Genomic DNA, 25,333 nt, shown 5'->3' on the forward strand with positions numbered 1-25,333 from the left:
GCTGCTGCCCGTACACCTGGCCGACCGGCGCACCGGAGCGGTACGTGGTGCCGCCGGTGCTGCGCGGCAGCGGAACCTGCGGGTAGGCCCCCTGCTCGTCGGCCTTCTCCGCGCGGTTGCGCCGGACCAGCAGGGCGATCAGGGCGGCGCCGACGAGCACCAGCAGGATGCCGAACCACATGATGGGAGAACCTCCGGAAGAACTGTCGGCCGCGGCGGAGCTGGCACCGGCGGCTGGGTCGAGCGCGGCCACGGCCGAGCTGGTGGCCTCGGCGCCCGGCGTGGTCGCCTCGGCGCTCGGGGTTGGGGTCGGGGAGGGCTTCCGGGTCGGCGTCGGCGCCTTCGCCCCGCCCACCACCCGCGCGGTGGTGCCGGCCCGTCCGATCGACTCGCCCCTCGCGGTGGTCGCCTCACCGACCACGGTCAGCCGACCGCCGGGCGCACCGGCCAGGAAGGCGACCCGGTAGCGGACTGTCCGGCTCTTACCTCTGCACAGAGTCGCCTCGCCGGGCGCGGTACGGGCCGTGGCCACCTGTCCGGAGCCCCCGGAGACCGGCACCGGCCACCACCGGCCGTCGCTGTTCACCTGCACCTGGACCTGCTCGGGCCGGATGCCGTCCAGCTGCAGCCCCAGAGCGGTCCGGAGCAGGACGCAGCCGTCGGTGCGCTTGCGCACCTCGACCGCGACGGTGCCCGGAGAACCGCCGACCGTGAAGCTGCTCGCGGAACGCACCTCCACCCGGTCGCCGTCGGCCAGGGCCGGGGACGCCCCGACGGCCACCAGGCCGCCCAGCACCGCGCCGACCGTGGCCACGCGCGCCACGTGCCGCCTCACCGACATCCCCACCTCACCGTTTCCACCCCTGCCGGGTCCGCCGGTAGGTTACTACCGGACCGAAGAGGTGCCCGCCCATTGAGCGCTCCGCATGTGTGCCGCGACACCCTGGACCGGCCCGTCCATCATCGACGCAGCTCACGATGCCCGCATGATCACCCATCGCCCTCCCGCCGGCGATCATTCCCGGGGTCGACGGGCCGGCCGGGCGCCGGGCCGCGCCGCGCCGCGCCCACGGAAGCGCTCGCTGGACCAGAGATCAGGCGGGGGCGGCGGCCAGGGCCCGGCGGCAGAGCCGGTCGGCGGTGCGGGTGGTCTCCGGCAGCCGGTACCGCGGCGTCAGCGCCAGCACCCGGTGAGTGGCGTTGTCCAGGCTCATCCGGTGCCCGACGCTGACGAACACCGGCTTGACCCCGTCCCGGGTACGCAGCACCCTGCCGACGACCGCTCCGCCGTCCCGCAGCGGGCTCCAGTCGCCCCGGCGCGGGCCCGGCTCCACCCACTCGCCGACCAGCGGTGTCTTCCCCACGCCGAGCGAGGGCAGGCCGGTGACCAGGCCGAGATGGCAGGCCAGCCCGAACCGGCGCGGATGCGCCAACCCGTGCCCGTCACAGACCAGCAGGTCGGGCCGCACGGCCAGCCGGTCCAGCGCGTCCAGCAGCGCAGGCAGCTCGCGGAAGGCGAAGAGCCCCGGCACGTACCCGAAGGCCGGGCGGCCCACGCTCACCGCCTCGTCCACCACTGCCAGGGTGGCCGCGTCGAGCACCGTGACGGCCGCCGCGAGTCGGTCACCGCTCTCCGCGTACGCGACGTCCAGGCCGGCCACCGTCGCGGGCGCGGTCGGGCCCGGCCCGACCAGATCGACCCGCGACCGCAGCTCCTCCTGTACGCGGAGCGCCTCCGCGACATCGGCCGGCCGCACGTAGCCGACTCCGCCGAGCGTCGCTCCCCCGGCCGCCTCCTCTCCACCTGACGGCTTCCCGGCCGGCTGCTCGCCACCCGACGGCTTCTCGGCCGCCTGCTCTCCACCTTCCGGCTCCCCGGCCGCCCTTTCGCCACCTGCCGGCTTCGCGGGCGTCTGCCCGCCGGCTGCCGGCTGCCCGGGCATCACCTCTGGCCGGGCCGGCCGGCCCGGCTGAAGGCGAGCCCGAAGACCACCCCGAGGCCGATGCCCACCGCGACCCCGGCGCCTCCACCGATGGTGAGCCAGCCGATCACCAGCCCGAGCACGAGCCCTGCCACCCAGAAGAGGGCCAGGCGCCGATTCGGCGAACTCGTCATCCGCTCACCGTAGCGAGCGGCGGTCACCTCACGCCGGCTCTCCCGAGGCGCTGGTCCGGCAGGCAGTTGACCAGGATGCTCGACTCGTCACCGAACCCCATCCGAACGCGGGTCGCCGTCGGGGTGGACGAACATGTCCGGCCAGCCGAGCCGGCGCTGGTCGCCCCCGGTGTTGGTACGAGCCTCAGCCATGTCCGGTGCCTCGCCCTCCCGCTGTCAGGAGGGTGCGGTGGCGATGGACGGATCGGCTCCGGGGTCGCCGGCCTGCCGCAACTGCTCCTCGAACATCACGAACGTCCTCCGCCGGATACCGGCGATCAGCGCCGCCTCTTCAACCGTGTACGGGCGCCCTTCGGCGATGGCGACATCCTCTATCGCCTTGACCGTCTCGTAGAGTGCGAAGATCGGCCCCTCACCCTTGAGGTAGTGCCCGCGTTCTTCCTCGGTCCGCTGAACGAACTGTTCCGCCGTACGCACGAAGATGTCTCCGCCCATGGCAAAGAGAATCTCGTCCACGATGTCGTTGGCCGGCTTCCAGCCGCCCGTGCTCCTGTCCAAGCGCCAAGCCGTGAGCCCACCCTCGGGCGTCGGGACCATCTTCACCGGCGTCTCGTAGTAGTCGTAGTACCCCGCCAGGTCCAAGCCCTGAACGTCGCTCATCGCTCTTGTCCCTTGTTCAAAGTCAACTGGAGGGCAGCCCAGAAGTACTCACGCTGACGCTGGATGATGCCCTTGCGAATGGCTGCCTCCATCTGCGAGACGCTACGTCCCTGCTCTCGAACCACTGCTTCCAGGTCGCGCCCCACCTCGAACAAGGAATGCTCCCACTCTGCGACCTCGTCGAGTGCGGCAAGCTGCAACCGAAACTCCGCGATGTGCCCTGAGGAAGTCCGCAGCATGATCTGCACATCCCGGTAACCGCTCTTCTGTGGGGCGATAAAGCGGTCCTCGAATTTTGCGATCTTCACGCTCGGATCAGCTATCAGTACTTCCAGAGCCGCGTAAAGGTCATCGAGCTGGTGGTAGGAGACGCGGCCTGCCGCCAAATCCTTAAGGCGGGAGCAATTGCCGTTATACTCCGCGACCTTGTCTTCGGCCCGCGTTCGGTCCTTGGGCCCCGGCCGGGGGTGATACTCCCCGCCGCGCGACACCATGGCCAGCCTGCGCCCCAGCGCATCGATCTCAAGCTGCGCCTCGGCAGCGGCTTCGTACAATTCGTCGAGGTAGTGGCGCTGGTAGGTGACATCACTTTGCCGGCCTTGATCAAAACCAGGCTGAAACGCGCTTGGGCGTGGGATGTCGAAATGAGAGCTGATCGCCAACTGCTCGGCTGTTAGCGGAGTGGGCAGGACCGGAGGCGTCGGTGCCGCAGCGACCACTGCAGCACCCCGTTCGGTGATGTCGTCGAGGACGTCGCCGAGCACCTCGATCGCCTTCTGGTGGCTGGCCAGGTGGTGCAACGTCAGCGGTCGCGCCGTCAACGAATTCGCCAGCTCCGGCGTCGCCAGAATCATCCGGACGAGATCCGCACGCTGGGTGAGCTGGTGCACCAGCGTCTCGGCGAGCAGCGGCTCCCTTCGCGGCGGCGCCTCCCAGGTCTGGTCGAGCATCTGCTGGACCCGCGGATCGTCGAGCAGTCGCGCCACGTCACCGGCCGCCGCCTCGTCCAGCCCCGGCACCAGCCGCCGCAGTGTCGGCGGGTCGACGTGCTGCGCCAGCTCAACCGGCGTCACCCCGGCAGCGAAGACGTCCGCCAGGCTCCCGCTGGCGGCGACCGCGTCCCGGACGAAGAGCCCGGCCGCGATCCGCTCGGCGTGGGCGTCTCGGTGCGCGTTCCGTCGCACGTCCTCTGGATCCGGGGCCGGCAGGCTTCCGGGCGGCGACGGGTCGGTGGACCGGTGGAACGTCGTGTCTTCACCGAGCAGGTAGGCGTGATTGAAGTCCGGCAGGTCCCCATCGCCGTCGTAAGTCGTCGGCGGGGCCGGCGGCCGGGGCGGCTCAGGTGGCTCCCGCAGCTCAGGCAGCACGTTGTAGACGCCGGGCGGCCGGCCGGCCAGCGGCATCGGCTGCCCGTCCGGGCCGAGGACCAGCGCGTCGATCGCCACCATGTTGTGGGGGTGCGGCACTCCACTGTGCGTGTAGAGCGGGCGGTCCCAGACGGAGCCGTTCTGCGGATCCAGGTAGAGCACGGTGCCGTTCTGGTTCAGCGCCACCCAGGCGTGGGAACCGCCGCCTTCATAACTGGTGATGAGGAAGGCGTAGCTGCCGTGCCCACCGCCGAGCAACTGCCAGTGCAGGTCGCGGTAGCCGCGCTCGATCCGCTGCCGCGCTTCGAGAGGGGTCGTCGGATCTGGCCCCAGGCACAGATCCTGGAAGTAGCCTCCGGTGACCTCCTCGACCCGCTTCGGCCCGTCCAGCTCGCCGTCGACCGGCATGCGGACGTCGCCCTGGAGGTAGCCGTCGAAGGTACGCGGTGCCGAGACCCGGGGTCGGCCGTGCATCCAGGTCTCGTAGAGCGACAGGGTGCAGTCCAGGCAGTTGATGCCACGGGTGGCGTCCGCCTGCGGTCCACCATCGTTCGCGAGCTGGAACCAGCCGCCGTACCGGGGATCGGCGGTACGCACGACGCTGCCGTCCGGGTTGCGCGGCATTTGCCGCTCCAGATCGGTCTGGTGCAGCGCGAGTGGCGGTCGAAGCCCACCGGGTACGCCGTACCGACGGGTACGGTCGATCGGCGGCGGGTGGCCGTCACCGGTCAGGGCGGAACGGTCGGAGGTCTCCACGGCGCCACGCGCGAGATCGGCGACGTCGTCATTGATCCGGTCGAAGTCGGAGCTGGCCTCGATCCGTACCTCGTCGGGCACCACCGACCCGGCGAGAATCTGCTGAGCCCTCTCGCGCAGTTCGTAGCTCCCGGTACTGGCGTCAAAGGCGGCCTTCTGCCATTGCCGTGCGAGCAGCTCATGGCCAGCCAACTGCAGTTGCAGCGCCCGCTCGCCGTATCCACCGGCCGCCCGTCGTAAGCGGTCAGCTCTGACTCGGCACCATTCCGCCTCCTCCTCACGCCGGTTCTCCTCATACCACTCCCGTTGAGACTGCAGGTACAACTGGTAGTGACGTCGGTCGAGGGCTTCCCGGTCGGCTGCCAGCCGGGCGGCCCGCTCTTCAGGCGTCATTCGCGGCGGCGGCGCCTCGAATGGCCCCGGCACGGCCGGCGACGGATCACGAGCGGGATATGGTGTTGCCGGAGCCAGTGCCTCCAGCTGCGGGAACCGGGGGTTCGGGGTCGGCCGGACATCCGGGCCGGTGACCGGCTGCCCGGCCGCCGGATCGAGAACGGGCCGGGCGTACGGGTGAGTTGCCGGCCCGGGCTGCGGCGTTACCGGGCCGGCGGACAAGCGATCAGCGGGGGTCGGCGTTGATCCGTTCGACGGCGGTGCGATGGGCGCCGATCCGCTCACCACCGTCGGCGTGGCGTTCGCCTGAACCGGCGCCGGCTGGTTCGCCGTGCCGAGGTCCGCCGTCAACGCGGCGTGGGCAGGACCGGGTTTCGGATCGGAAGCGACGGGATGGGTGGCCGATACGGGCGACTCGACGGCCACCGAGGAGAGCGTGGGGCTGGTCGTCGACCCGACGCTGAGCCCATGAGTTTCGAGGTCCACAGCCGGCTGCACCGAGTGCGGGTCGAGGTTCGCCACGGAAGAATCCGGCCCGGCCGCTGGCGAGCTGACCTTTCCCGCTGCTCCGTCAACGGGAGACAGGGAGTCCGACGCAGCGGGATGACGGACGGCGTCGACCTGCGGGGCGGTAACCGATCCAAGCAGGTCGGACGTTCGCTGAGCCGGGACGGTCCCGGCCGCGTCACTGACATCCGTTGGTGACGGTAGGGCGAGATCCATCGGCTGCGCCAGACCGGCCAGCTTGCCGTCGAGCCGCTGGTGCATCGCCGCGTCAGCCTGGCCGGTGGCCGACCCGCTGACCCCGGAAACCGCCGCCCGGGCCAGATCCTCCAGGGACACCCCCTGTCCGGTGGCCAGGCCGGCGACGCCCTCGGCGAGGGTCTCACCGGCCATCTCCCGGCCGAGGTGCTCCCCGATCTGCGTGAAGCGCCCGTGTGCGTGGCCGCCGAGGCCGGCGAGTGGGGCCACCGCGCCCCCAGCGAATCCGCCGAGCCCGGACATCCCGGCGTCGGCCAGGTCCAGGCCATCGCGGCGTCCGGTCGAGTTCTGGTACGCCTGCGTTGCCAGATTGGTGCCGGCCTCCTGCCCGGCCTCGACAAGGCCGCCGATGACGGCGCGTCGGGCCAGCGTCCGTGCGCCGCTCTTGACGACCTCCTTCGCGGCCCGCTCGCCGGCCTCCTTCAGGCCCTCCTTGACGGCCTTTCGGGCCAACTGCGCCACAAGCCGTTTGAAGATCTGCTGCATCGCCACCCGGCTGGCCGTGGTGGCCGCACCCACTGCCGGCGAGGCGACGCCGGCGGTGACCACGGTCACCACCGCCAGCGAGAGCAGCTCGATGACCAGGATCCCCAGCTCGATCCAGGCCTCCAGCTTGGCGCCCTCGAGGTCGCAGCCGCAGGATTCGACGACCTTGCCCAGCTCGCCGGTGAACGTGAGCACGGCGTGCAGTGGGGCGTCCTCGCCCTCCGCGACCTTGTGCCAGGCGATGTCGAAGGTTTTCGCGACCAGGCCGACGCCGCCGTAGCCGCTGCGCACCTCGCCCGCCGCCGTGATCGCGTCGTTCCGCGGGATGCCCAGCACGTCGGCGATCCCGTACCACTGGTCGGCAAGGTCCCAGACGGCTCGCTCGTTGCCGTCCGGCCACTCCACCCCGACGACCCAGTCGAGCGCCTCGTAGATCCAGCCGGGGACGTCCCAGGGGCAGTAGTCGAGCGGGTGCGGGATCGGGCTGGGCAGCAGAGTCACGCGCGGATCCTCCGGAGGTCAGCGCCGGTTCCGATGCGGGTTGTGGTGCTGGTGCGGGATTTCGCCGAGCTGCCGGGCGTTGGTCTCGTCGGTCTCGGTGGTGGCCACCACCGATCGGACCACGTCGGCACCCAGTCCTTGCAGGGATCGGCCCAGGATCTCCCAGGCCTTCAGCAGCGCGCCCTCGTAGCCGCGGTAGTTCTTCTCGAAGGCGGCGCCGATGTCGTCGCGGCCCCATGGCCGCTGGGCGCTCGCCTCGGCGATCGCCCCACCCACCTCGCGCCGGGCAGCGCCGATCGCCTCCCCGGCCAGGCTCAGGTCGGCGCCACCCCGGCGGGCCCGGTCAGGGTCCAGCCAGATCTGCCCGTCCGCCATCGCGGTCACTCTCCACGTGACAGCACGACGTCCGCCCGGCCGAACAGGGCGCTGAAATCGTTGGTACGCAGGAACTCCACCGACGGCGAGCCGGGTGGCAGGTAGCCGGCGACCAGTTCGCGGGTGGCCTCCGCCGCGGCGGCGGACGCGCGGAGCACCGTCGCGGTGATCTTCCTGCTCAGCGCCTTGGCGTCCCGGTCGTGAAAGACCGACGGGGAAACCTCGATGCTGACCAGCTCGCCCCGCGCCCCGGCCATCGCGGTCACCTGCCCGTCGTCGGAGCGCTCGGTGACCCGCAGCTCCGTCAACTTGGTCTGCAGTTCGTCCAATCCAGAGCGAAGTCGCTGGTACTGGCCGTACACCTCGTCGAACCGGGCACGCAACACGTGATTGGCGTCCCGATCTACGCTCTCGGCCACCGCCACCCCTCTCCGTCACCCTCGGTAGGGCAGACCATACCGGGCGCCACGGAATCCGTGGGGTCGGGTAGTTTCAGGCTGTGATCGAGCGACAGCAGGCCGAGCAACTCGCCGCCGTCTGGGCGCAGCGGGATTCCGAACGCTTGGGATTCCCGTGCACTCCGCTGGTCGAAGAGTTCGACCTCGGCTACCTGATCACCTCACGTGTGTCGACCGACGCCCGCGCCCTTCCGGGAGACCTGCCCACCATGGTCGTGGACAAGGAGACCGGCGAGGTGTCGACCTGGCCCCGCCTGCCGTTCCCGGCGGTGGCACAGCTGTTCCGCCAGCGCCGGCCGGCCACGCCGCGCGCACCGCGCACCGTCGACCCGGCGAGCCAACTGCTTCGCGAGATCAGCCGGCTCCCCACGCCCGGTGCCGCCGCGCATCTCACCCTCGACGGCCGGATCCACGTGGCGCACGGGGCGAAGGGAGATGTCGAGCTGCACCACCACCCGCTCGTACGGTCCTATCTGGACGCGCTGCCCGCCGGCCACCTGGTTCGAGGCGGCGAGCGGCACGCCGAGATGATCGTCATCTCCGACGTGCTGCACGAACAGGACCATGACAGAGCCACCGATGGCCTTCCCCCAATCGGTCTGGAGGAGGCAAGGGCGGTCCTCGGCAACAGCCGGATCGAGTTTTTCCGGTTGCGCGAGGTAGGCGACACGTTCGGTGGGCCAGCAAAGGTGCCCTGTGCCTCGTGCACCAATTTCCTGGTGCAGTTCAACGCACTTCCGTGGTCGACCCTGGCCTACGCCGAAGAATGGAGGTCGCAGCCTCAGGTCGACCCCGAGCCGGGGCGGTTCCCCACCGATGTCACCAACGCGCTGGTGGAGGCGGGCTGGCGCCCGCACTTCGGCGACGAGGTGCTGGCCAGAGGCGCCGTTCGCGATGTGAGCGCGGTCAATGGCCGACGACATGCGCACGCTGTCTTCCCTGCCGCCATGCAGACACTCACCACGTTCCCAGGTCTGGAGAGCCGCCGGCAAGGTCCCGGTGAACAGGTATGGATTTCCCAGGTCGGCATTCGGCCGTGGGACCTGGCTTATACCGCCGACACCCTCGCCGACTTCGGCACGGTGCTCGGCGTACGGCTGTTTCCGCTGGGCACCGAGCGCGGTGACAGCATCATCGCGGTCGACGAGCACGGACGGATCTTCGCGCTCGACCAGGCCGGCGAGTGGTTCCTGGGAGCGGACATCGACGCCGCTCTCACCACCCTGCTGCTCGGCCGCGCCCCCGCCCGCGTCCGGGACGACGGCACCTGGTGAGCTTGCGTGGCTCGGCCGGCCGCGCTCGCTGGACGGACGCCGTCGCGCCACGCGGTCACCGCAGCCAGGAGTCGAGCAGGCACCCGCGGAGGGGGCGGCGCCACCTACAACGCCAGCCCGGTCAACACCATGACGCGCGGCTCGGTGTAGTCGTCCATCGCGCTGCGCAGCCCTTCACGGCCGACGCCGGAGCCCTTCACCCCGCCGTACGGCATCTGGTCGGCCCGGTACGACGGCACGTCGCCGACGATCACCCCGCCGACCTCCAAGGTCCGGGAGGCGAGGAAGGCGGTCTGCAGGTTGTGCGTGAACACGCCGGCCTGCAATCCGTACGCGGAGTCGTTGACGGCGGCGAACGCGGCCTGGTCGTCGGCGACCGGGGCGACCACCAGCACCGGCCCGAAGACCTCCTCTCGGCAGACCTTCGCGGATGCCGGCACACCGGAGAGCACGGTCGGCGGGTAGGTGGCGCCCTCCCGGCGTCCGCCGACCTCGATGGTGGCGCCACCGGCGACCGCCTCGTCGACCCACGCCTCGACGCGTTCCGCCGCCTCGACGGAGACCAGCGGGCCGACGTCGGTCAGCTCCGAGGCGGGATCCCCGGCGCGCAACTCCTGGACCGCGGCGACCAGCCGGGGCAGGAAACCGTCATAGATCCATTCGTGCACGTAGACCCGCTGGACGGCGATGCACGACTGCCCGGCCTGGTAGTTGGAGAAGGTGGCGATCCGGTGCGCGGCGAAGGTCAGGTCCTCGTCGGAGTTCCAGTCCTCGCAGATCACCGCCGCCGCGTTGCCGCCGAGCTCCAGGGTGACGTGCTTCTCGGGGGCGGCCCGGCGGATGGCCGCGCCGACCGGCCCGGAGCCGGTGAACGACACCACCGGCAGCCGGGGGTCGGCGACCAGTTCCGCGGCCCGTTCATTGGGCAGCGGCAGCACCGAGAACATCCCCTCGGGCAGCGCGGTCTCGGCCAGGATCTCGCCGAGCAGCAGCGCCGACAGCGGGGTGGCGGGGGCCGGCTTGACGACGATCGGCGCGCCGACGGCGATGGCCGGGGCCACCTTGTGCGCGACCAGGTTGAGCGGGAAGTTGAACGGCGCGATCCCCAGCACGGGGCCGCGCGGCACCCGCCGGACCAGCGCGATCCGCCCGGTGGCGGCCGGGTCGGTGTCCAGGCGTTGCAGGTCGCCGGAGAAGCGCCGCGCCTCCTCGGCGGCCCAGCGGAAGGTGGAGACGGCCCGACCCACCTCGGCCTTCGCCCACTTGACCGGCTTGCCGTTCTCGGCGGTGATCAGCGCCGCGACCTCGTCGGCCCGCTCGGCGAGCCGGCGGGAGACGTGGTCCAGGGCGGCGGCGCGGACGTGCGCGGGCAGGGCCGCGGCCGCCGCGGCCACCCGGGCGGCGGCCGCGACGGCGGCTTCGACCTGGTCGGGCGTGGCGAGGGTGGTACGCCCCACCGTCCGGCCGTCGTACGGGTGGGTGACAGTCAGCTCGCCCTCACCGTGGGTGGGGCGGCCGGCTACATAGAAGGCGCTCGGCTCCACGTCCGGCAGCCTAGACCACCCTGGCTCACGCGGAAACAGTTGCTCAAGCCCTTGTCTGCCGCGAATTCAGTAGTCAAGATGGCAGTCAGATTGCGATAACCTCCGCTGACCCTTCCCCCGGCCATCCCTCGGAGACTTTCTGATGAGCGATCAGCAGCAGCTGCGCAACTTCGTCAACGGCGAGTACGTCGATCCGGTGGACGGCGGCTACGCCGACCTGATCGACCCCTGCACCGGCGAGGTGTTCGCCCAGGCGCCGGTCTCCGGGGCGGCGGACGTGGACGCCGCGATGAAGGCCGCCGCCGCCGCGTTCGAGGGCTGGCGGGACGCCACTCCCGGCGAGCGGCAGAAGGCCCTGCTCAAGCTGGCCGACGCGGTGGAGGCCCGGGCGGCGGAGCTGGTCGACGCCGAGGTGCGCAACACCGGCAAGCCGCGCCAGCTCACCGCTGACGAGGAGCTGCCGCCGTCGGTGGACCAGTTCCGCTTCTTCGCCGGGGCGGCCCGGCTGCTGGAGGGGCGCTCGGCCGGCGAGTACATGGCCGGCCACACCTCGTACGTGCGGCGCGAGCCGATCGGCGTCTGTGCCCAGGTCACCCCGTGGAACTACCCGCTGATGATGGCGGTCTGGAAGATCGCTCCGGCGCTGGCGGCCGGCAACACGGTGGTGCTCAAGCCGTCGGACACCACCCCGGTGTCGACCCTGCTGCTGGCCGAGATCGCGGCCGAGTTCCTCCCGCCGGGCGTGTTCAACGTGGTCTGCGGCGACCGGGACACCGGCCGCGCCCTAGTCGCCCACCCGACCCCGCAGTTCGTGTCGATCACCGGCTCGACCCGGGCCGGCATGGAGGTCGCCGCCGCGGCGGCCCCAGACCTGAAGCGGACGCACCTGGAGCTGGGCGGCAAGGCCCCCGTGGTGATCTTCGACGACGCCGACATCGCGGCGGCGGCCGAGGCGATCGCGGTGGGCGGCTACTTCAACGCCGGCCAGGACTGCACGGCCGCCACCCGGGTGCTCGCCGGCCCCGGCATCTACGACGACTTCGTGGCGGCCCTCGCCGAGCAGGCCCGGAACACGAAGACCGGCGCGCCGGACGACGAGGACGTGCTCTACGGCCCGCTGAACAACGCCAACCAGCTCGCCCGGGTACGCGGGTTCGTGGACCGGCTGCCGGACCACGCGAACGTCGAGGCCGGGGGATCCCGACAGGGGACGCGGGGTTACTTCTACGCCCCCACGGTCGTCAGTGGAGTGCGGCAGGACGACGAGATCATCCAGGACGAGGTGTTCGGCCCGGTGATCAGTGTGCAGCGCTTCTCGGACGAGGACGAGGCGGTGCGCTGGGCCAACGGCGTGGACTACGGCCTGTCCGCGTCGGTCTGGACGAAGGACCACGGCCGGGCGATGCGGATGACCCGGCGGCTCGACTTCGGCTGCGTCTGGGTGAACACCCACATCCCGTTCGTCTCCGAGATGCCGCACGGCGGCTTCAAGCACTCCGGGCACGGCAAGGACCTCTCGGTCTACAGCCTGGAGGACTACACCCGGATCAAGCACGTCATGCACAACATCGAGGGCTGATACCTATGGCTTCTTCCGACGAGCTGCACAAGCGCCGGAGCGCGGCGGTGGCCCGGGGCGTGGGCAGCACGATCACGTCCTACGTGGACCGTGCGGGCGGTGGCACCGTCACCGACGTCGACGGGCGGGAGTGGATCGACTTCGCCGCCGGCATCGCGGTCGCCAACGTGGGCAACTCCGCCCCGAAAGTGGTCGAGGCGGTGCAGGCGCAGGTGGAGCGCTTCACCCACACCTGCTTCATGGTCGCCCCCTACGAGTCGTACGTGGCGGTCTGCGAGCAGCTCAATGCGCTGACCCCGGGCGAGTTCGAGAAGCGCTCGGCGCTGTTCAACTCCGGCGCCGAGGCGGTGGAGAACGCCGTCAAGATCGCCCGGCACGCGACCGGGCGGCCGGCGGTGGTGGTCTTCGACCACGCGTACCACGGCCGAACGAACCTGACCATGGCGCTGACCGCGAAGAACATGCCGTACAAGCACCGGTTCGGGCCGTTCGCCGGGGAGGTCTACCGGGTGCCGATGTCGTATCCGCTACGCGACGGCGGGCTGGACGGGGCGACCGCCGCGGCCCGGGCGATCGAGATGGTGGAGAAGCAGGTCGGCGCGGAGAACGTGGCCGCGCTGCTGATCGAGCCGATCCAGGGCGAGGGCGGTTTCGTGGTACCGGCCGAGGGCTTCCTGCCGGCGCTGCGCCAGTGGGCGACCGCCACCGGGGTGGTCTTCGTCGCCGACGAGATCCAGACCGGGTTCTGCCGTACCGGCGACTGGTTCGCCTGCCAGCACGAGGGCGTCGAACCGGACCTGATCACCCTGGCCAAGGGCATCGCCGGTGGCCTGCCGCTGGCGGCGGTGACCGGCCGGGCGGAGCTGATGGACGCGGTGCACGTCGGCGGCCTCGGCGGCACGTACGGGGGCAACCCGATCGCCTGCGCGGCTGCCCTGGCCGCCATCGAGACCATGCACGAGCTGGATCTGGCCGCCGCCGCCCGGCGGATCGGCCAGGTGCTGGGCGACCGGCTGCGCGCGGTCGCCGCCCGCGACCCGCGGATCGCCGAGGTACGCGGCCGCGGCGCCATGCTCGCCGTGGAGATCGTGCAGCCCGGCACCCTCACCCCGGACCCGGCCGCCACGGCGGCGATCTCGGCCGCCTGTCACGCAGCCGGCCTGCTCACCCTCACCTGCGGCACGTACGGCAACGTGTTGCGCTTCCTGCCCCCGCTCGTCATCTCCGACGACGAACTGGCGCGTGGCCTCGACATCCTGGAAGCCGCCTTCGACTGACCCGGTCAGCCCGGATCGTGGAACACCATGGGCGTCGATCCCCCCAAGGTGCCGCCCATGGTGTTCCGCCCACCGCCGCGACCGGCCCCACCCGCCCGGGCGGCGCCAGCACCGAACGACACCCGGCCCTAGAGGCAGATCCAGCAGTACGCGTCCATCCCGTCGGCGAGCGCCGCGCGCGCGACCCGGCGCAACTCCTCGACCAGTTCGGTGAGGAACTCCACGTCGGCACCGCCCCACCACTCCTCGGCGGTGGCCCACACGACGGCGACCTGCCCGATCCGATCGTCGGGCAGCGCGGCCAGGTCGGCGACGAAGTCCGGCTTGAGCCGGAGCAGGTAAGGCCCCTCGTCATCGTTGTCGTCGACCCGCTCGTCGTCGGCGTAGCGGGTTTCGGTGGACGCGTCGAGCGCGCCGTGCCGGACCGCCTCCCATAGCGCTCCACCCAGGACGCTCGGTTCGACGAACTTGGCGCGCACCGGGTCCAGGTCGTCGCCCGGGCCGTGCTCGGCCGCGGCCCGGGCCTGCTCCGGGGTGGCCGGGAAGTAGTCGGTGAGGATGCCCACGCGCGGGACGCTACGGCCCACCTCTGACAAGTCAGCTCGTCGACAGGCCACCACGACGCCCCACCCTGGCGGTGGTCCGGGCCAGCCACACCGACCGCCAGTCCACCCTCCTGGCGCGGGTCGACGGGGTGGTCGATCCGGAGTGGACGGTGCACGACGTGACCCTGGAGGACCTCATCCTGGCCTACCTCGGCGACGGCGAGACCACGGCCGACCGCACGGAGTGGGAGGTGCCCGCGTGATCTGGCTGGCCTGGCGGCAACACCGCAAGCAACTGCTGTTCACCCTCCTCGGGTTCGCGGCACTCGCCGCGCTGATGATCCCGATCGGCCTGTCGATGCGGCACACCTTCGCCGACCTCGGACTGCCCGACTGCGTCCGCGAGATGGCCCGCGCCGACGTGGCCCCGGCGACCATGGAGCGCTGCGACGGGGCGTTCCGCCAGTTCACCAACCGGTACGGCAGCCTGAACCTGGACCTGCTCTACCTCGCCCTCCGCCGGATCCGCCGCGTCGCCTGACGGCACCGGCAGGCATCGTTCAGCACCAACCCGACCGGGCGACAATTCTGAATTTTATCCGCTTACTGCCTCTTTGTGCCGTCTGATGAGCGTGCGAGCGGGACCCGTCGGTCAACGGGCTGGGCCGAGCGCCCTGCGGACCGGTCCGGGTGGTGGAGGTGCGCCCCACCCGGACCGGTCGACCCGTCAGTCGCGTCGGATGCCCAGCGTGCTGCGCTCCGGCAGCATCCCGGAGGCCACCACCGCCCCGGTCACCGGCGCGACGAGTTGGGCGAACCGGCCGACGGCTGGACCGAGCGCCTGCCAGGGCGCGGCGGCCAACTCGTCCGTACGCCGCTCGACCTCGTCGCGGAGCCGGCGGCCGGCCTCGGTGGCGGTGCCGTCGGCGTCGACCAGGCCCCGGGCGGCGAGCCGCTCGCGGGCCGCGGCCCACTCCGGTTCGGTCCAGCGGCGGCTGGCGAAGACCTCCACCGGGGCGGCCCCGACGGCAGCGAACGAGACCAGCGCCTCGGCCGGGTCGAGCCCGGCGGTGAGCAGAGCCGCCACGTGCCCGTCGCCGCGGTGCTCGCGCAGGATGGTGGCGGCCTGCCAGAGGGCGAGGTGCGGCGCGTCCGGCCAGGGCAGGTCGGCGTTGGCGGCGGCCAACGGACGCCCGGCCAGGTCGGCGGCCTGCACGGCGCGCCGGGCCAGCGCGGACGCCTCGGCCAGCTCGGGCGAATCCACCCGGTCGCCGAGCAGGCGCCGCAGGGCGCGGTCCACCCCGGACAGCCGGGCGTCGAGGACCTTGGCCGGCTCGGCGGTGGCCCAGACCGCCGGCACGTACTCCGCGACCATGCGCGGGCTGAAGCTGTAGTAGGTGGCGGTGACCAGCGCGGGCCCGGCCGTGCCGAGCGGCGCCGAGCGGAGGGCGAAGTAGCCGGGCCACCGTTCGTCGGTCGGCAGGCCGAGCGCGGCGGCCTCCTCGGTCAGTTCGGACGCGTAGTAGACCACCGCGTGCACGGGCTCGATCAGCTGCCACAGCTTGCGGACCATCGTCAGTTCCACGCCAGCCTCCCCAGGAGTGTCATCTTGTCGATGTCAAGTTTCACCGGGCGACACCAACTTGTCAATGACAAGATGGGCCCGGCATCGTGCCGGGCCCATCCGTCGGGAGAAACTCAGATGTCGTTGTGCCAGCCGTGCTTGATCGCCCCGGCCGGCCGCGGCTCACCCTTGGCGAGCACCCGCCAGAACCGGTCCGGCTCCGCGTGGTCGCGCAGCGACAGCTCCACGCCGACCCGTACCCGCCGGTCGTCGGGCACCCAGGCGACCAGGTGGCGGTCGCCGCTGACCAACTGGAGCTGCACCAACATCCGTTCCCGCGTCCCGACCATCACGACCACCCTTCCCCTGCCCTGGCCCGCCCCCTGCCGGCCGACGAACAGGATGGGCGCCGGTCGATCCATCAGGCAACCGGTATTGGCGATCGGCGGTGAGCTGGGTCACCATGGGCGCGAGGAGGTCGCCGATGGCTGACCCGTGGCTCGCCCTGGAATTCGGCGCCGATCCGACGGAGCGGATCGCGCAGGTCGGTGCCGCCCACGAGGCGTTCCTCGCCGGGCACGTCACCGCGGACCCGGTCCGGGACGTGGTCCGCCGGTCATGGGAACGCTCCGCGCTGCTCGATCCGGAGACCACCGCGCCGGTCGACCTGGCCGACGACGCGCTGGAGGGCTACCGGGCGACCCACCCCCTGGCCCGGGTGCTGCCGCTCTTCCGCGACCTGCTCGGCGGGATCGCCCACGACGGCGCGCACCTGATGGCGGTCTGCGACGTGTACGGGCGGCTGCTCTGGGTGGAGGGGCATCCGGGGGCCCTCGAAGGCTTCACCATGTTCGCCCTCAACCAGGGCGAGGTCTGCACCTGCCCGTCCCGGGCCCTGATCCAGCAGGGCCACTACTCGGACTTCCTCGCCGCGGCGGTGGAGCGGACTCGTCAGGTACGCCAGGGCCACCCGTTGAACACCGAGACGATGATCGGCGCGCAGGCGTCGAACGACCAGCTCGAGAAGATCCTGTCCTACCTGGACATCGGCCGCCAGGAGGGGGCCCGCGTCTTGACCGGGGGCGGGCGCGCCGACCTCGGCGGCGAGATCTCCGGCGGGTACTACGTCGAGCCGACCATCTTCGAGGGCGACAACTCGATGCGGATCTTCCAGGAGGAGATCTTCGGCCCGGTGGTCTCAGTGACCTCCTTCGCCGACCTGGACGACGCTGTGAAGATCGCCAACGACACCCTGTACGGCCTCGGCGCCGGCGTCTGGACCCGGGACATCAACACCGCGTACCGGGACCAAGAACCTGCTGGTCAGCTACTCCCCGAAGAAGCTGGGCTTCTTCTGATGGCCGACCCGGTCACCCTGACTCCCGCGGCGGCCGAGCTGATCCGGTCGCTGCGGGAGTCGCACGGCCCGATCATGTTCCACCAGTCCGGCGGCTGCTGCGACGGCAGCGCCCCGATGTGCTACCCGGCCGGCGAGTTCCGCACCGGCGGATCGGACGTCCGGCTCGCGGCGCTGGCGGTCGAGGGGGTGCCGGAGCCGGTCGAGTTCTGGATGTCCGCCGCCCAGTGGAAACTGTGGAAACACATCCGGCTCACGGTCGACGTGGTCCCCGGCCGAGGCAGCGGCTTCTCCCTGGAAGCCCCCGACGGAGTCCGCTTCCTCATCCGCTCCCACCTCGCCTAAGGCAACGGGGGCGGGTGGGCACTCGCCCATCCGCCCCCGCGCACGTCCACCTCAGCCGAGGCTGAAGACCACGTTGTCCAACTCGCCGCGGAACTGGTCGTTGTTGGTCAGCCCGGTCCCCTTGGCACCGATGTTGACCTTGGCGGTGCTGGTGATGTTCATGCTCGCACCGCCCTTGGTGTCCACCGTCTCGGTGCCGACGAGCAGGGTCAGCACGTCGCCCCGCCGCTTGCACTGGACGAACTTCCAGCCCTGGTCGGCGATCGAGACGTCCGAGCCGAGCAGGACCTCGGGAAGAGCGAGGCCGTTGGCGTCGGTGCCCTTGATGCGGCAGCCCGGCTTGCCACCGTCGAGCTGAAGCTTCCACTGCGCCGGGTCGGCGAACAGCCCCTTCTGCACCAGGTTGGCCCCGGTGGTCACCTGAGCCGAGGTCACCTTGACCAGCGCGCTGACGGTGAAGTCCCCGGTGCCCGGGTTCAGGTTCGGCGCGTCCGGCACCTGGACGATGGCGCTACCCGCGGCGGGGAAGGCGAGCGCCGGGCTGCTGCCCGTACCGTTCGGCCGGGTGGCCCGCGAGATGCTGCCCGTGCCGTTCACCGCGATGCAGCCCGAGTCGCCCGGAGTGGCCACGTCGGCGAAACACCCCGACGTCCACGGGCCCGGCTCGACCTGCCCGCTCGGCGCGGCGTCGAAGTCGAGGCGCAACTGCTCCGTGGCGGCGTACGCAGGCGCGGTGTCCACCAGCACGGCGGCGGCGAGGGTGGCGACACCCAGGGCGACTGCGGACATGGTTCGACCCATGAAGGTCCTCCGAGATCATGCCGCGGTCCCCCGTACGGCCGCAGCGTCCCCCCATGATCACGAAGACCACCACCACTGTCAATGCCCGGCGCGTCGCCGCGGGTGCCGGCTCTCCCCCGACTCATGCGATCTGACGGAGGTCGTCCCCGTAGTCGAAGATGATGCGCAGCTTCGCACCGAGCGCGTTCGCGTACCGGCTCAACGTGGCCACCTCGTTCACGTCGAGGTCCCCGTTCTCGATCTGGCTGACTCGGCCGGGCGTGACGTCCATGAGGTCGGCCACCTGCCGCTGAGTGAGCCCCAGGCGCTTGCGCTCCTCGGCGAGGTGAAAAGCGCTCACCCAAGCCTCGGTGCGGGCCCGCTCCTCCTCGTACGCGACGTCGTCGCCGCCCAGTTCGGCACGAACGTCATCCCAGTCGTAGAACTCCGTCACGACTCCCCCCGAGAGGCCGGCCCAACCCCGGCCCGACCTCTGCCAGTTTGTCCACGGCCACCCGCACGCTCTCGTACGAGGCGGGATCGGCCCGCCGCAGGTCTCGCAGCCACTGGCGGACCTCACGGGTGACCCGGACCGACCAACGTCCCTTGGCAGCGCCCACCCGTCAACTATAGCTCGGCCTAAACATCGGGAAGACGGTCAGCGGGAGTCGAGGAGGGGTTGGGTCGGGTTCCAGGGTGGGCCGCCGGCGGCGTCGCGGCGGCGGCGGGCGATCGCGGACAGCGCCTCCAGGACCACCCGGTTGCCGAGGTACGCGGTGATGTCGGCGTGGTCGTACGGCGGGGCCACCTCGACCACGTCCACCCCGACCACGGGCAGCTCGTAACAGCAGCGCCGGACCGCGTCGAGGAGTTGGCGGGAGGTCAGGCCGCCCGGCTCGGGGGTGCCGGTGCCGGGGGCCATCCCGGGGTCGACCACGTCCACGTCGACGGAGAGGAAGACGCCCTCGCACTCGTCCACCGCGATCTCGAACGCCTCGGAGAGACAGGAATCCAGGCCGCGGGCCACCACCTCGGTCATCTCGTACGAGCGCATCCGCTGCTCGGCCATCCACGCCAACGTCTCCGGGCCGGGCCAGTAGCCGCGCAGGCCGATCTGCAGGAAGCGGTCGCCGCGTACCGCGCCGGACTCGATGAGCCGGCGCATCGGCTGGCCGTGCCCGTGCAGGGAGCCGAACTCGATGTCCCCGGTGTCGGCGTGCGCGTCGAAGTGCACCAGCGACACCCGGCCGAAGCCGTGCCGCCGGGCCACCCCGGTGGCGTCGGGCAGGGCGATGGAGTGGTCGCCGCCGAGCACGATCGGGATCGCGCCGGCCCGGGCCACGGCGTGCACCGCTGACTCCAGCGCCGCCAGCGAGCGCTCGATGTCGCCGGAGAACATCTCCACGTCGCCCGCGTCGTAGACCTTCAGGTCCTGCAAGCCGTCGACGCGCATCGCCAGGGACGGGCGGGAACCGTCGTGCGGCAGATAGCAGGCCTGCCGGATGGCGGACGGGCCGAACCGGGTGCCCGGCCGGTGCGAGGTACCGCCGTCGAAGGGCGCGCCGACGATCACCACGTCCGCGTCGGCGTAGGTCGCCGGCTCGGAAATCGTGCACGGCGGCACGCCGAGGAACGTGATGTCGGGGCCGAACATCGGGCCGTAGCGGGTCACCGCTCCTCCATTCCCCACGGCGAGCCGTAGCCGGTCAGCAGGTCGAGGAAGGGCATCGGGGGGAACGCCTCCGGGCCGAGCACGCCGACGCCGGACCAGGTGCCGGTGGCGAGCAGTTCCAGCGCGACCACCGGGTTGACCGCGGTCTGCCAGACCACCGCCTGGTGGCCGTACTCCCGCATCGACCACTCGTTGTCGACCACGTGGTAGAGGTAGACCTTCCGGGGCCGGCCGTCCGGGCCGGTGCCGGTCACGTACGTCCCGGCGCAGGTCTTGCCGCGCATCCGGTCGCCGAGGGTGGCCGGGTCGGGCAGACTGGCGGCGACGACATCGCGGGGAGAAACCGAAGCCCCGCCCACCCGCACCGGTGACGTCGCGTCGAGGCCGAGCTTGTGCAGGGTCTTCAGCACCTCGATGAACTCGTCGCCGAGGCCGTACTTGAAGGTGACCCGCCTCGCCTTGACCCAGCGCGGGATGAGCAGCACCTCCTCGTGCTCCACGTTGACGCACTCCACCGGGCCGATCCCTGCGGGGAACTCGAAGACCTCGGGTTCGGAGAAGGGTGCGGTGGTGTACCAGCCCCGGCCCTCCTCCCAGATCACCGGCGGGTTGAGGCACTCCTCGATGGTGGTCCAGATGGAGAACGAGGGCGCGAAGTCGTAGCCGTCGACGGTGAGGTTCGCGCCGTCGCGGACCCCGATCTCGTCGATCTCAGTGAAGAGTTCGTCGGCGGCGTAGCGCGCGAAGACGTCGGAGAGGCCGGGCTCGACGCCGATGCCGCAGAGCGCGAGGCGTCCGGCCGCGGTCCACCGATCAGCGAGAGCGAACTGCTCGTCGCCGAGCTTGACCCCGGTCTCGGCGTACGGGGCGGTCGGGTGCGGGTGGGACAGCGACATCGCCATGTCCAGGTAGTCGGCCCCGGCGGCGTACGCGCCGTCGAAGATCGGCATGACGAAGCGCGGGTCGACCGCGTTGAGCACGTGCGTGATCCCGTGCGCCTGGCAGAGCGCGGTGACCGCCTCCGCCGAGGAGGCGTCGAGCTGGGCGGCGACGAACCGGTCGCCGTGGCCGGCGACCGCCCGCTCGGCGCGGGCGGCGTCGTGGTCGGCGACCACCATGGTCTCGAAGAAGGCGCGGCGGGCGGCGATGGCGACGGCGGCGGAGCCGACCCCGCCGGCGCCGATGAGCAGGATGCGCATCAGGAATCGAACCCCAGTCCAAGACGATCGAGCGTACGCAGCCACAGGTTGCGCCGCCCCTGGCGCGCGTCGGCGCGGGCGAGCGACCAGCGGGTGAGGTTGATGCCGGTGGCACGGAACGGCTCCGGCGGGAACGGCAGCGGCTTGCTGCGGACCAGGTCGAGCCGGGTCAACGGGGTCTCCGCGCCGCCGAGCAGGTCGAGCATGACCCGCGCGCCGAACCGGGTCGCCCCGACGCCGAGCCCGGTGAACCCGGCCGCGTACGCCAGCCGACCCTCGTAGGCGGTGCCGAAGAACGGGCAGAACCGGGTGCAGGTGTCGATGACGCCGCCCCAGCGGTGGCTGAACTGCAGGCCGTCCAGCTGCGGAAAGGTCGCGAAGAAATGGTCCGCCAGCGCGGTGAAGGTGGCCTGACGCTGCGCCAGCTCGGGGGCCATCCGGTTGCCGTAGTGGTAGACCGCGTCGTAGCCGCCGAAGAGGATCCGGCCGTCGACGGTGATCCGGTAGTAGTGGAACTGGTTGCCGACGTCGGCCAGCCCCTGCCGGTTCGCCCAGCCGACCGCCGCCCGCTGTTCCGCCGAGAGCGGCTCGGTCATCAGCGCGTAGTCGTAGACCGGCACCAGCCAGGCGCGCAGCCGGCGCAGCAGCGGCGGGAACGCGTTGCTGGCGAGCACGACCTGCCCGGCCCGGACGGTGCCGGGCACGCCGTCGGGGCCGCCGGCCGTGGCCGCCCGCAGCGCCCCGCCGTCGCGGCGCAGGCCGGTGACCCGGGTGTGCTCGTGGATCCGTACGCCGAGGTCGAGCGCGGCGCGGCGGAGCCCCCAGGCCAGCTTCGCCGGGTCGAGCATGGCCACCCGGTCCCGGTCCCACATGCCCCCCAGGTAGGTGGGCGAGTCCACCTCGGCGCGTACCTCGTCCCGGTCGAGCAGGCGCACGTCGTGGCCGTACCGGCGGGCCAGCTCGGCGTCCTCGGCGAGCCCGGCGAGCTGGTACGGCTCGACCGCCACGGCCAGCTCGCCGGTGCGTTCGAAGTCGCAGTCGATGCCGTGCTTGACGACCGTGGCGGCGATGGCGTCCAGGTTCTCCCGGCCGAGCCGTTCCAGCTCGTCGATCTCACCGGGGAACCGGTCGACCCCGTTGGCCAGGCCGTGGGTGAGCGAGGCGGCGCAGAACCCGCCGTTGCGCCCGGACGCCGCCCAGCCGCAGGTACCCGCCTCGACCAGGAGCACGTCCCGATCCGGGTCGGCCTCCTTGGCCTGCAGTGCGGTCCAGAGCCCGGAGTACCCGCCGCCGACCACCAGGAGGTCGGTGTCGTGCGTGCCGGCCAGTGGCGGCAGCGGGTCGGGGCGTTCCGGTCGGTCCAGCCAGTACGGGACGGGCGCGGCGTCGGCCAGCGCCCGGCCGGTATGCGGAAGTTTCATGATCTGCTCGTGGCGGTACCGGCGCCCACGGCGGGAGCCGCGAGGGCGGCGCGCCGGGCCCGCCGGCCGCGCAGCGAGCTGGCACCGACCAGCAGCAGCGCGATCACGAACATCGCCGTGCCGATGACGTTGACCTGCGGCGGGATGCCCCGCTGGGCGGCACCCCAGACGTACATCGGGAAGGTGACGGTGGTGCCGGCGTTGAAGTTCGTGATGATGAAGTCGTCGAAGCTGAGCGAGAAGGCCAGCAGCGCGGCGGCCACGATGCCGGGCAGCACCAGCGGCAGGGTGATGCGCCGGAACGTCTGCCACTCGCTGGCGTACAGGTCCATGGCGGCCTCCTCCAGCCGCCGGTCCATGCCGGAGAGGCGGGCCTTCACGGTGACCACCACGAACGAGACGCAGAACATGACGTGCGCGATGACGATGGTCCAGAAGCCCTGCGGCACCCCGGCGGCGACGAAGAGGGCGAGCAGCGAGGTGCCCATCACCAGTTCCGGGGTGGCCATCGGCAGGAAGATCAGGCCGTTGATCCCGGACCGGCCCCTGAAGCCGTGCCGGACCAGGGCGAACGCCATCAGGGTGCCGAGGATTGTGGAGACCACCGTGGCGATCAGGCCGATCTCCATGCTGCGCACCACCGCGTCGCACATGTCGGAGGTGGCGCAGGGCTGCTTCCAGTTGTCCAGGGTGAACTCGTTGAAGTCGTAGGACAGCCGGCTGGACGGGCGGTTGAAGGAGAGGCCGGCGACCACGAGGATCGGCAGCGAGAGGTAGAAGAGGACGAGCAGGGCCACGCCCATCACCCACCGGTCGGCGACCCACCGCGAGATTCGCATCAGAGCACCTCCTCCGTGCCGGCCTTGCGCAGGTAGACGAAGACGATCGCGAGGATCGCCGCCATCAGCAGGAACGACAGGGCCGCGCCCTGCGGGTAGTCCAGCCGGACCAGGAACGCCGAGTCGATAACGTTGCCGATCATGTACTGGTTCGGGGTGCCGAGCAGCTCGGCGTTGATGTAGTCACCGGTGGCCGGGATGAAGAACAGCAGCGTGCCGGCGATCAGGCCGGGCATCGACAGCGGCAGGGTGACCTTCTGGAACGCCCGCAGCGGGCTCGCGTACAGGTCGTTCGCCGCTTCCAGCAGCCGGTAGTCGAGCCGCTCCAGGCTCGCGTAGAGCGGCAGCACCAGGAAGGGCAGGAAGTTGTAGGTCAGGCCGAGCACCACCGCCACCGGGGTGGCCAGCAGCCGGCCGTCGGGCCCGAGCAGGTGCACGTCCCGCAGCAGGCCGACCAGCCAGCCGTTGTCCGACAGGATGGTCTTCCAGGCCAGCGTACGGACCAGGAAGCTGGTGAACATCGGCGCGACCACGGCGACCAGCAGCAGGTTCTTCCAGCGGCCCGCCTTCTGCGCGATCGCGTACGCCAGCGGGTAGCCCATCAGCAGGGCCAGCACCAGCGCGATCGCCGAGTAGGCGAACGACCGGACGAAGTGCGGCCAGTACGCCTGCAACGCGTCCGGGTAGTTGCCGAACGCCCAGGTCATCGCGTACCCGGTGGAGAGCGATCCGCTCGGGTCGTAGAGGCTGGCGGCGGCGAGCTGGAGCAGCGGCAGCGCGAAGAAGACCAGCAGCCAGGCCGCGCCCGGCAGCAGCAACAGGTACGGCAGCAGCTTGTACCGCCCCCGTCGGACGATCGGCGCGGCGGCCGGCTCCCCCGACGAAGTCGGTAACTGCGCGAGGGCGGTCATGACGCCACACCCACCGGCGGCTCGTCCAGCAGCGGCGCGGTCTGGTCGTCCGCACCGGACTCGCGGGGCAGGACGAAGGCGTGCCGCGGGTCCCAGTGCGCGGTCACCGTCGCGCCGACCGCGAGCTGCCCGCCGACCCCGCTGTTCGCCGCGAACACCGACAGCTCGCTGCCCCACGCCGTGCGCACCAGGTACTGGGTGCTCACCCCGACGTACGAGGCGTCGCTGACCACGCCGCCGACGTGCTGGTGGCCGGCGGGCACCTGGTCCGGGCCGCCCACCAGGTGCAGCTTCTCCGGGCGTACCCCGAGGAAGACCGGCCCGCGGTCGACGCGGGCCCGGCCGGCGGGGACGGAGAAGCGCGAGCCGTGCGCGGCGACCAGCACGTCGCCCCCGCTGTGCCCGCCCGCGTCGCCGGCGAGCAGGTTGGACTGGCCGAGGAAGTTCGCCACGAACGCGGTGGCCGGGTATTCGTACAGTTCGGCGGGGGCGCCGAGCTGCTCGATCCGGCCGGCGTTCATCACCGCGACGGTGTCGGCCATGGTCATGGCCTCCTCCTGGTCGTGGGTGACGTGCACGAAGGTGATGCCGACCTCGGTCTGGATCCGCTTCAGCTCGATCTGCATCTGCCGGCGCAGTTTCAGGTCGAGCGCGCCGAGCGGCTCGTCCAGCAACAGCACCTGCGGCTGGTTGATCAGGGCGCGGGCCAGCGCGACGCGCTGCTGCTGGCCGCCGGAGAGCTGGGCGGGCTTGCGCCGGCCGTACCCTTCGAGCTGCACCAGCGCCAGCATCCGCTCGACCTGGTCGGTCACCTGGCGGATGCCGCGCCGGCGCAGCCCAAAGGCCACGTTCTCGTGGATGTCGAGGTGCGGGAAGAGCGCGTAACTCTGGAACACGGTGTTCACCGGCCGCTTGTACGGCCGCAGCCCGGCGATGTCGCGGTCGCCGAGCAGCACCTGCCCGCCGGTGGGTTGCTCCAGCCCGGCGATCATCCGCAGGGTCGTGGTCTTGCCGCAGCCGGACGCCCCCAGCAGGGCGAAGAACGAGCCCTGCGGGATGGTCAGGCTGAGGTCGTCCACCGCGGTGAAGACGCCGAACCGCTTGGTCAGGTTGGCCAGGCGCAGGTCGCCGGCCGGTGTCTCGTGTCCCATC

The 25,333-nt window shown here is 71.5% G+C and carries 25 protein-coding genes; 6 read left to right on the forward strand and 19 right to left on the reverse strand.

Annotation, left to right across the window (positions count from 1 at the left end; genetic code table 11):
* The 7 genes from ONA70_RS06660 to ONA70_RS06690 all read right to left on the reverse strand — a co-directional run.
* Window positions 1-841 (reverse strand): hypothetical protein (locus tag ONA70_RS06660; protein WP_265005442.1); only part of this gene is annotated, 841 nt, incomplete at its 3' end.
* A 253-nt stretch (window positions 842-1,094) separates the two neighbouring features.
* Window positions 1,095-1,757, reverse strand: a complete 663-nt coding sequence (gene nfi, locus ONA70_RS06665) for a deoxyribonuclease V (RefSeq protein ID WP_265005488.1) — start codon at window positions 1,755-1,757, stop codon at window positions 1,095-1,097.
* A gap of 185 nt (window positions 1,758-1,942) precedes the next feature.
* A complete protein-coding gene (locus tag ONA70_RS06670) occupies window positions 1,943-2,116 on the reverse strand; it encodes a hypothetical protein (protein WP_265005443.1) in 174 nt (57 codons plus the stop codon).
* Window positions 2,117-2,332: 216 nt separating this feature from the next.
* Window positions 2,333-2,776, reverse strand: a complete 444-nt coding sequence (locus ONA70_RS06675; protein ID WP_265005444.1) for a hypothetical protein — start codon at window positions 2,774-2,776, stop codon at window positions 2,333-2,335.
* Window positions 2,773-7,041, reverse strand: coding sequence for a toxin glutamine deamidase domain-containing protein (locus tag ONA70_RS06680; protein WP_265005445.1), 4,269 nt, complete (start codon window positions 7,039-7,041; stop codon window positions 2,773-2,775). The genes ONA70_RS06675 and ONA70_RS06680 overlap by 4 nt, the downstream gene beginning before the upstream one ends.
* Window positions 7,042-7,059: 18 nt before the next feature.
* Window positions 7,060-7,416 (reverse strand): hypothetical protein, encoded by a 357-nt coding sequence (locus ONA70_RS06685; RefSeq protein WP_265005446.1) that lies wholly within the window; start codon window positions 7,414-7,416, stop codon window positions 7,060-7,062.
* Between the two features lie 5 nt (window positions 7,417-7,421).
* Complete coding sequence (locus ONA70_RS06690; protein ID WP_265005447.1) at window positions 7,422-7,835, reverse strand: YbaB/EbfC family nucleoid-associated protein; 414 nt, start codon at window positions 7,833-7,835, stop codon at window positions 7,422-7,424.
* 80 nt (window positions 7,836-7,915) lie between these two features.
* On the opposite strand from ONA70_RS06690, the gene ONA70_RS06695 reads away from it, so the two are divergent.
* Window positions 7,916-9,148 carry an SUKH-3 domain-containing protein gene (locus ONA70_RS06695; protein WP_265005448.1) on the forward strand — a complete coding sequence of 411 codons (1,233 nt, stop codon included), beginning with the start codon at window positions 7,916-7,918 and terminating at the stop codon, window positions 9,146-9,148.
* A 104-nt stretch (window positions 9,149-9,252) separates the two neighbouring features.
* Here ONA70_RS06695 and ONA70_RS06700 read toward each other — a convergent pair whose 3' ends face one another.
* On the reverse strand, window positions 9,253-10,692 hold the full coding sequence (locus ONA70_RS06700; RefSeq protein WP_265005449.1) for an aldehyde dehydrogenase family protein: 1,440 nt from the start codon (window positions 10,690-10,692) through the stop codon (window positions 9,253-9,255).
* Window positions 10,693-10,834: 142 nt separating this feature from the next.
* Between ONA70_RS06700 and ONA70_RS06705 the strand changes: the two genes are divergently transcribed.
* Together ONA70_RS06705 and gabT are read left to right on the forward strand one after the other, a co-directional pair.
* Window positions 10,835-12,271 carry a gamma-aminobutyraldehyde dehydrogenase gene (locus tag ONA70_RS06705; RefSeq protein ID WP_265005450.1) on the forward strand — a complete coding sequence of 479 codons (1,437 nt, stop codon included), beginning with the start codon at window positions 10,835-10,837 and terminating at the stop codon, window positions 12,269-12,271.
* A gap of 5 nt (window positions 12,272-12,276) precedes the next feature.
* Complete coding sequence (gene gabT / locus ONA70_RS06710) at window positions 12,277-13,548, forward strand: 4-aminobutyrate--2-oxoglutarate transaminase (RefSeq protein WP_265005451.1); 1,272 nt, start codon at window positions 12,277-12,279, stop codon at window positions 13,546-13,548.
* 128 nt (window positions 13,549-13,676) lie between these two features.
* On the opposite strand, the gene ONA70_RS06715 is transcribed toward gabT, so the two are convergent.
* Complete coding sequence (locus ONA70_RS06715; protein WP_265005452.1) at window positions 13,677-14,114, reverse strand: hypothetical protein; 438 nt, start codon at window positions 14,112-14,114, stop codon at window positions 13,677-13,679.
* A 71-nt stretch (window positions 14,115-14,185) separates the two neighbouring features.
* On the opposite strand from ONA70_RS06715, the gene ONA70_RS06720 reads away from it, so the two are divergent.
* Both ONA70_RS06720 and ONA70_RS06725 read left to right on the forward strand, forming a co-directional pair.
* Window positions 14,186-14,356, forward strand: a complete 171-nt coding sequence (locus ONA70_RS06720; protein WP_265005453.1) for a hypothetical protein — start codon at window positions 14,186-14,188, stop codon at window positions 14,354-14,356.
* On the forward strand, window positions 14,353-14,634 hold the full coding sequence (locus ONA70_RS06725) for a hypothetical protein (protein WP_265005454.1): 282 nt from the start codon (window positions 14,353-14,355) through the stop codon (window positions 14,632-14,634). Before ONA70_RS06720 ends, ONA70_RS06725 begins: the two co-directional genes overlap by 4 nt.
* Window positions 14,635-14,820: 186 nt before the next feature.
* Here ONA70_RS06725 and ONA70_RS06730 read toward each other — a convergent pair whose 3' ends face one another.
* On the reverse strand, window positions 14,821-15,678 hold the full coding sequence (locus ONA70_RS06730) for an SCO6745 family protein (protein WP_265005455.1): 858 nt from the start codon (window positions 15,676-15,678) through the stop codon (window positions 14,821-14,823).
* 113 nt (window positions 15,679-15,791) lie between these two features.
* Complete coding sequence (locus tag ONA70_RS06735; protein WP_265005456.1) at window positions 15,792-16,079, reverse strand: hypothetical protein; 288 nt, start codon at window positions 16,077-16,079, stop codon at window positions 15,792-15,794.
* Window positions 16,080-16,141: 62 nt separating this feature from the next.
* On the opposite strand from ONA70_RS06735, the gene ONA70_RS06740 reads away from it, so the two are divergent.
* Window positions 16,142-17,359, forward strand: coding sequence for an aldehyde dehydrogenase family protein (locus ONA70_RS06740; RefSeq protein WP_319956235.1), 1,218 nt, complete (start codon window positions 16,142-16,144; stop codon window positions 17,357-17,359).
* A 51-nt stretch (window positions 17,360-17,410) separates the two neighbouring features.
* Here ONA70_RS06740 and ONA70_RS06750 read toward each other — a convergent pair whose 3' ends face one another.
* The 8 genes from ONA70_RS06750 to ONA70_RS06785 all read right to left on the reverse strand — a co-directional run bounded on the left by ONA70_RS06750 (window position 17,411) and on the right by ONA70_RS06785 (window position 25,332).
* Window positions 17,411-18,148 (reverse strand): LamG-like jellyroll fold domain-containing protein, encoded by a 738-nt coding sequence (locus tag ONA70_RS06750; RefSeq protein ID WP_265005458.1) that lies wholly within the window; start codon window positions 18,146-18,148, stop codon window positions 17,411-17,413.
* 133 nt (window positions 18,149-18,281) lie between these two features.
* Window positions 18,282-18,593, reverse strand: coding sequence for a helix-turn-helix domain-containing protein (locus ONA70_RS06755; protein ID WP_265005459.1), 312 nt, complete (start codon window positions 18,591-18,593; stop codon window positions 18,282-18,284).
* Window positions 18,594-18,797: 204 nt separating this feature from the next.
* A complete protein-coding gene (speB, locus tag ONA70_RS06760) occupies window positions 18,798-19,811 on the reverse strand; it encodes an agmatinase (RefSeq protein ID WP_265005460.1) in 1,014 nt (337 codons plus the stop codon).
* Window positions 19,808-21,010, reverse strand: a complete 1,203-nt coding sequence (locus tag ONA70_RS06765; RefSeq protein WP_265005461.1) for a saccharopine dehydrogenase family protein — start codon at window positions 21,008-21,010, stop codon at window positions 19,808-19,810. The genes speB and ONA70_RS06765 overlap by 4 nt, the downstream gene beginning before the upstream one ends.
* Entirely contained in the window at window positions 21,010-22,431 is a 1,422-nt protein-coding gene (locus ONA70_RS06770; protein WP_265005462.1) for an NAD(P)/FAD-dependent oxidoreductase, read from the reverse strand. The genes ONA70_RS06765 and ONA70_RS06770 overlap by 1 nt, the downstream gene beginning before the upstream one ends.
* Window positions 22,428-23,270: an ABC transporter permease gene (locus ONA70_RS06775; protein WP_265005463.1), complete on the reverse strand. Its 843-nt coding sequence runs from the start codon at window positions 23,268-23,270 to the stop codon at window positions 22,428-22,430. Before ONA70_RS06775 ends, ONA70_RS06770 begins: the two co-directional genes overlap by 4 nt.
* Window positions 23,270-24,181 (reverse strand): ABC transporter permease, encoded by a 912-nt coding sequence (locus ONA70_RS06780; protein WP_265005464.1) that lies wholly within the window; start codon window positions 24,179-24,181, stop codon window positions 23,270-23,272. The genes ONA70_RS06775 and ONA70_RS06780 overlap by 1 nt, the downstream gene beginning before the upstream one ends.
* Complete coding sequence (locus ONA70_RS06785; protein ID WP_265005489.1) at window positions 24,178-25,332, reverse strand: ABC transporter ATP-binding protein; 1,155 nt, start codon at window positions 25,330-25,332, stop codon at window positions 24,178-24,180. Before ONA70_RS06785 ends, ONA70_RS06780 begins: the two co-directional genes overlap by 4 nt.
* Window position 25,333 lies beyond the last annotated feature (1 nt).

It is taken from the genome of Micromonospora yasonensis, from assembly GCF_026013475.1.
In the GTDB taxonomy this organism is placed as follows: Bacteria; Actinomycetota; Actinomycetes; order Mycobacteriales; family Micromonosporaceae; genus Micromonospora; species Micromonospora yasonensis.

What these genes read in the sequence shown, in the direction of transcription:
- ONA70_RS06705 (WP_265005450.1), top strand. Translation starts at nt 10,835, where the DNA reads ATGAGCGATCAGCAGCAGCTGCGCAACTTCGTCAACGGCGAGTACGTC.
- ONA70_RS06765 (WP_265005461.1), bottom strand. Translation starts at nt 21,010, where the DNA reads ATGCGCATCCTGCTCATCGGCGCCGGCGGGGTCGGCTCCGCCGCCGTC.
- ONA70_RS06770 (WP_265005462.1), bottom strand. Translation starts at nt 22,431, where the DNA reads ATGAAACTTCCGCATACCGGCCGGGCGCTGGCCGACGCCGCGCCCGTC.
- ONA70_RS06775 (WP_265005463.1), bottom strand. Translation starts at nt 23,270, where the DNA reads ATGCGAATCTCGCGGTGGGTCGCCGACCGGTGGGTGATGGGCGTGGCC.
- ONA70_RS06780 (WP_265005464.1), bottom strand. Translation starts at nt 24,181, where the DNA reads ATGACCGCCCTCGCGCAGTTACCGACTTCGTCGGGGGAGCCGGCCGCC.
- ONA70_RS06785 (WP_265005489.1), bottom strand. Translation starts at nt 25,332, where the DNA reads ATGGGACACGAGACACCGGCCGGCGACCTGCGCCTGGCCAACCTGACC.
- ONA70_RS06750 (WP_265005458.1), bottom strand. Translation starts at nt 18,148, where the DNA reads ATGTCCGCAGTCGCCCTGGGTGTCGCCACCCTCGCCGCCGCCGTGCTG.
- ONA70_RS06670 (WP_265005443.1), bottom strand. Translation starts at nt 2,116, where the DNA reads ATGACGAGTTCGCCGAATCGGCGCCTGGCCCTCTTCTGGGTGGCAGGG.
- ONA70_RS06675 (WP_265005444.1), bottom strand. Translation starts at nt 2,776, where the DNA reads ATGAGCGACGTTCAGGGCTTGGACCTGGCGGGGTACTACGACTACTAC.
- ONA70_RS06740 (WP_319956235.1), top strand. Translation starts at nt 16,142, where the DNA reads ATGGCTGACCCGTGGCTCGCCCTGGAATTCGGCGCCGATCCGACGGAG.
- ONA70_RS06735 (WP_265005456.1), bottom strand. Translation starts at nt 16,079, where the DNA reads ATGGATCGACCGGCGCCCATCCTGTTCGTCGGCCGGCAGGGGGCGGGC.
- gabT (WP_265005451.1), top strand. Translation starts at nt 12,277, where the DNA reads ATGGCTTCTTCCGACGAGCTGCACAAGCGCCGGAGCGCGGCGGTGGCC.
- ONA70_RS06685 (WP_265005446.1), bottom strand. Translation starts at nt 7,416, where the DNA reads ATGGCGGACGGGCAGATCTGGCTGGACCCTGACCGGGCCCGCCGGGGT.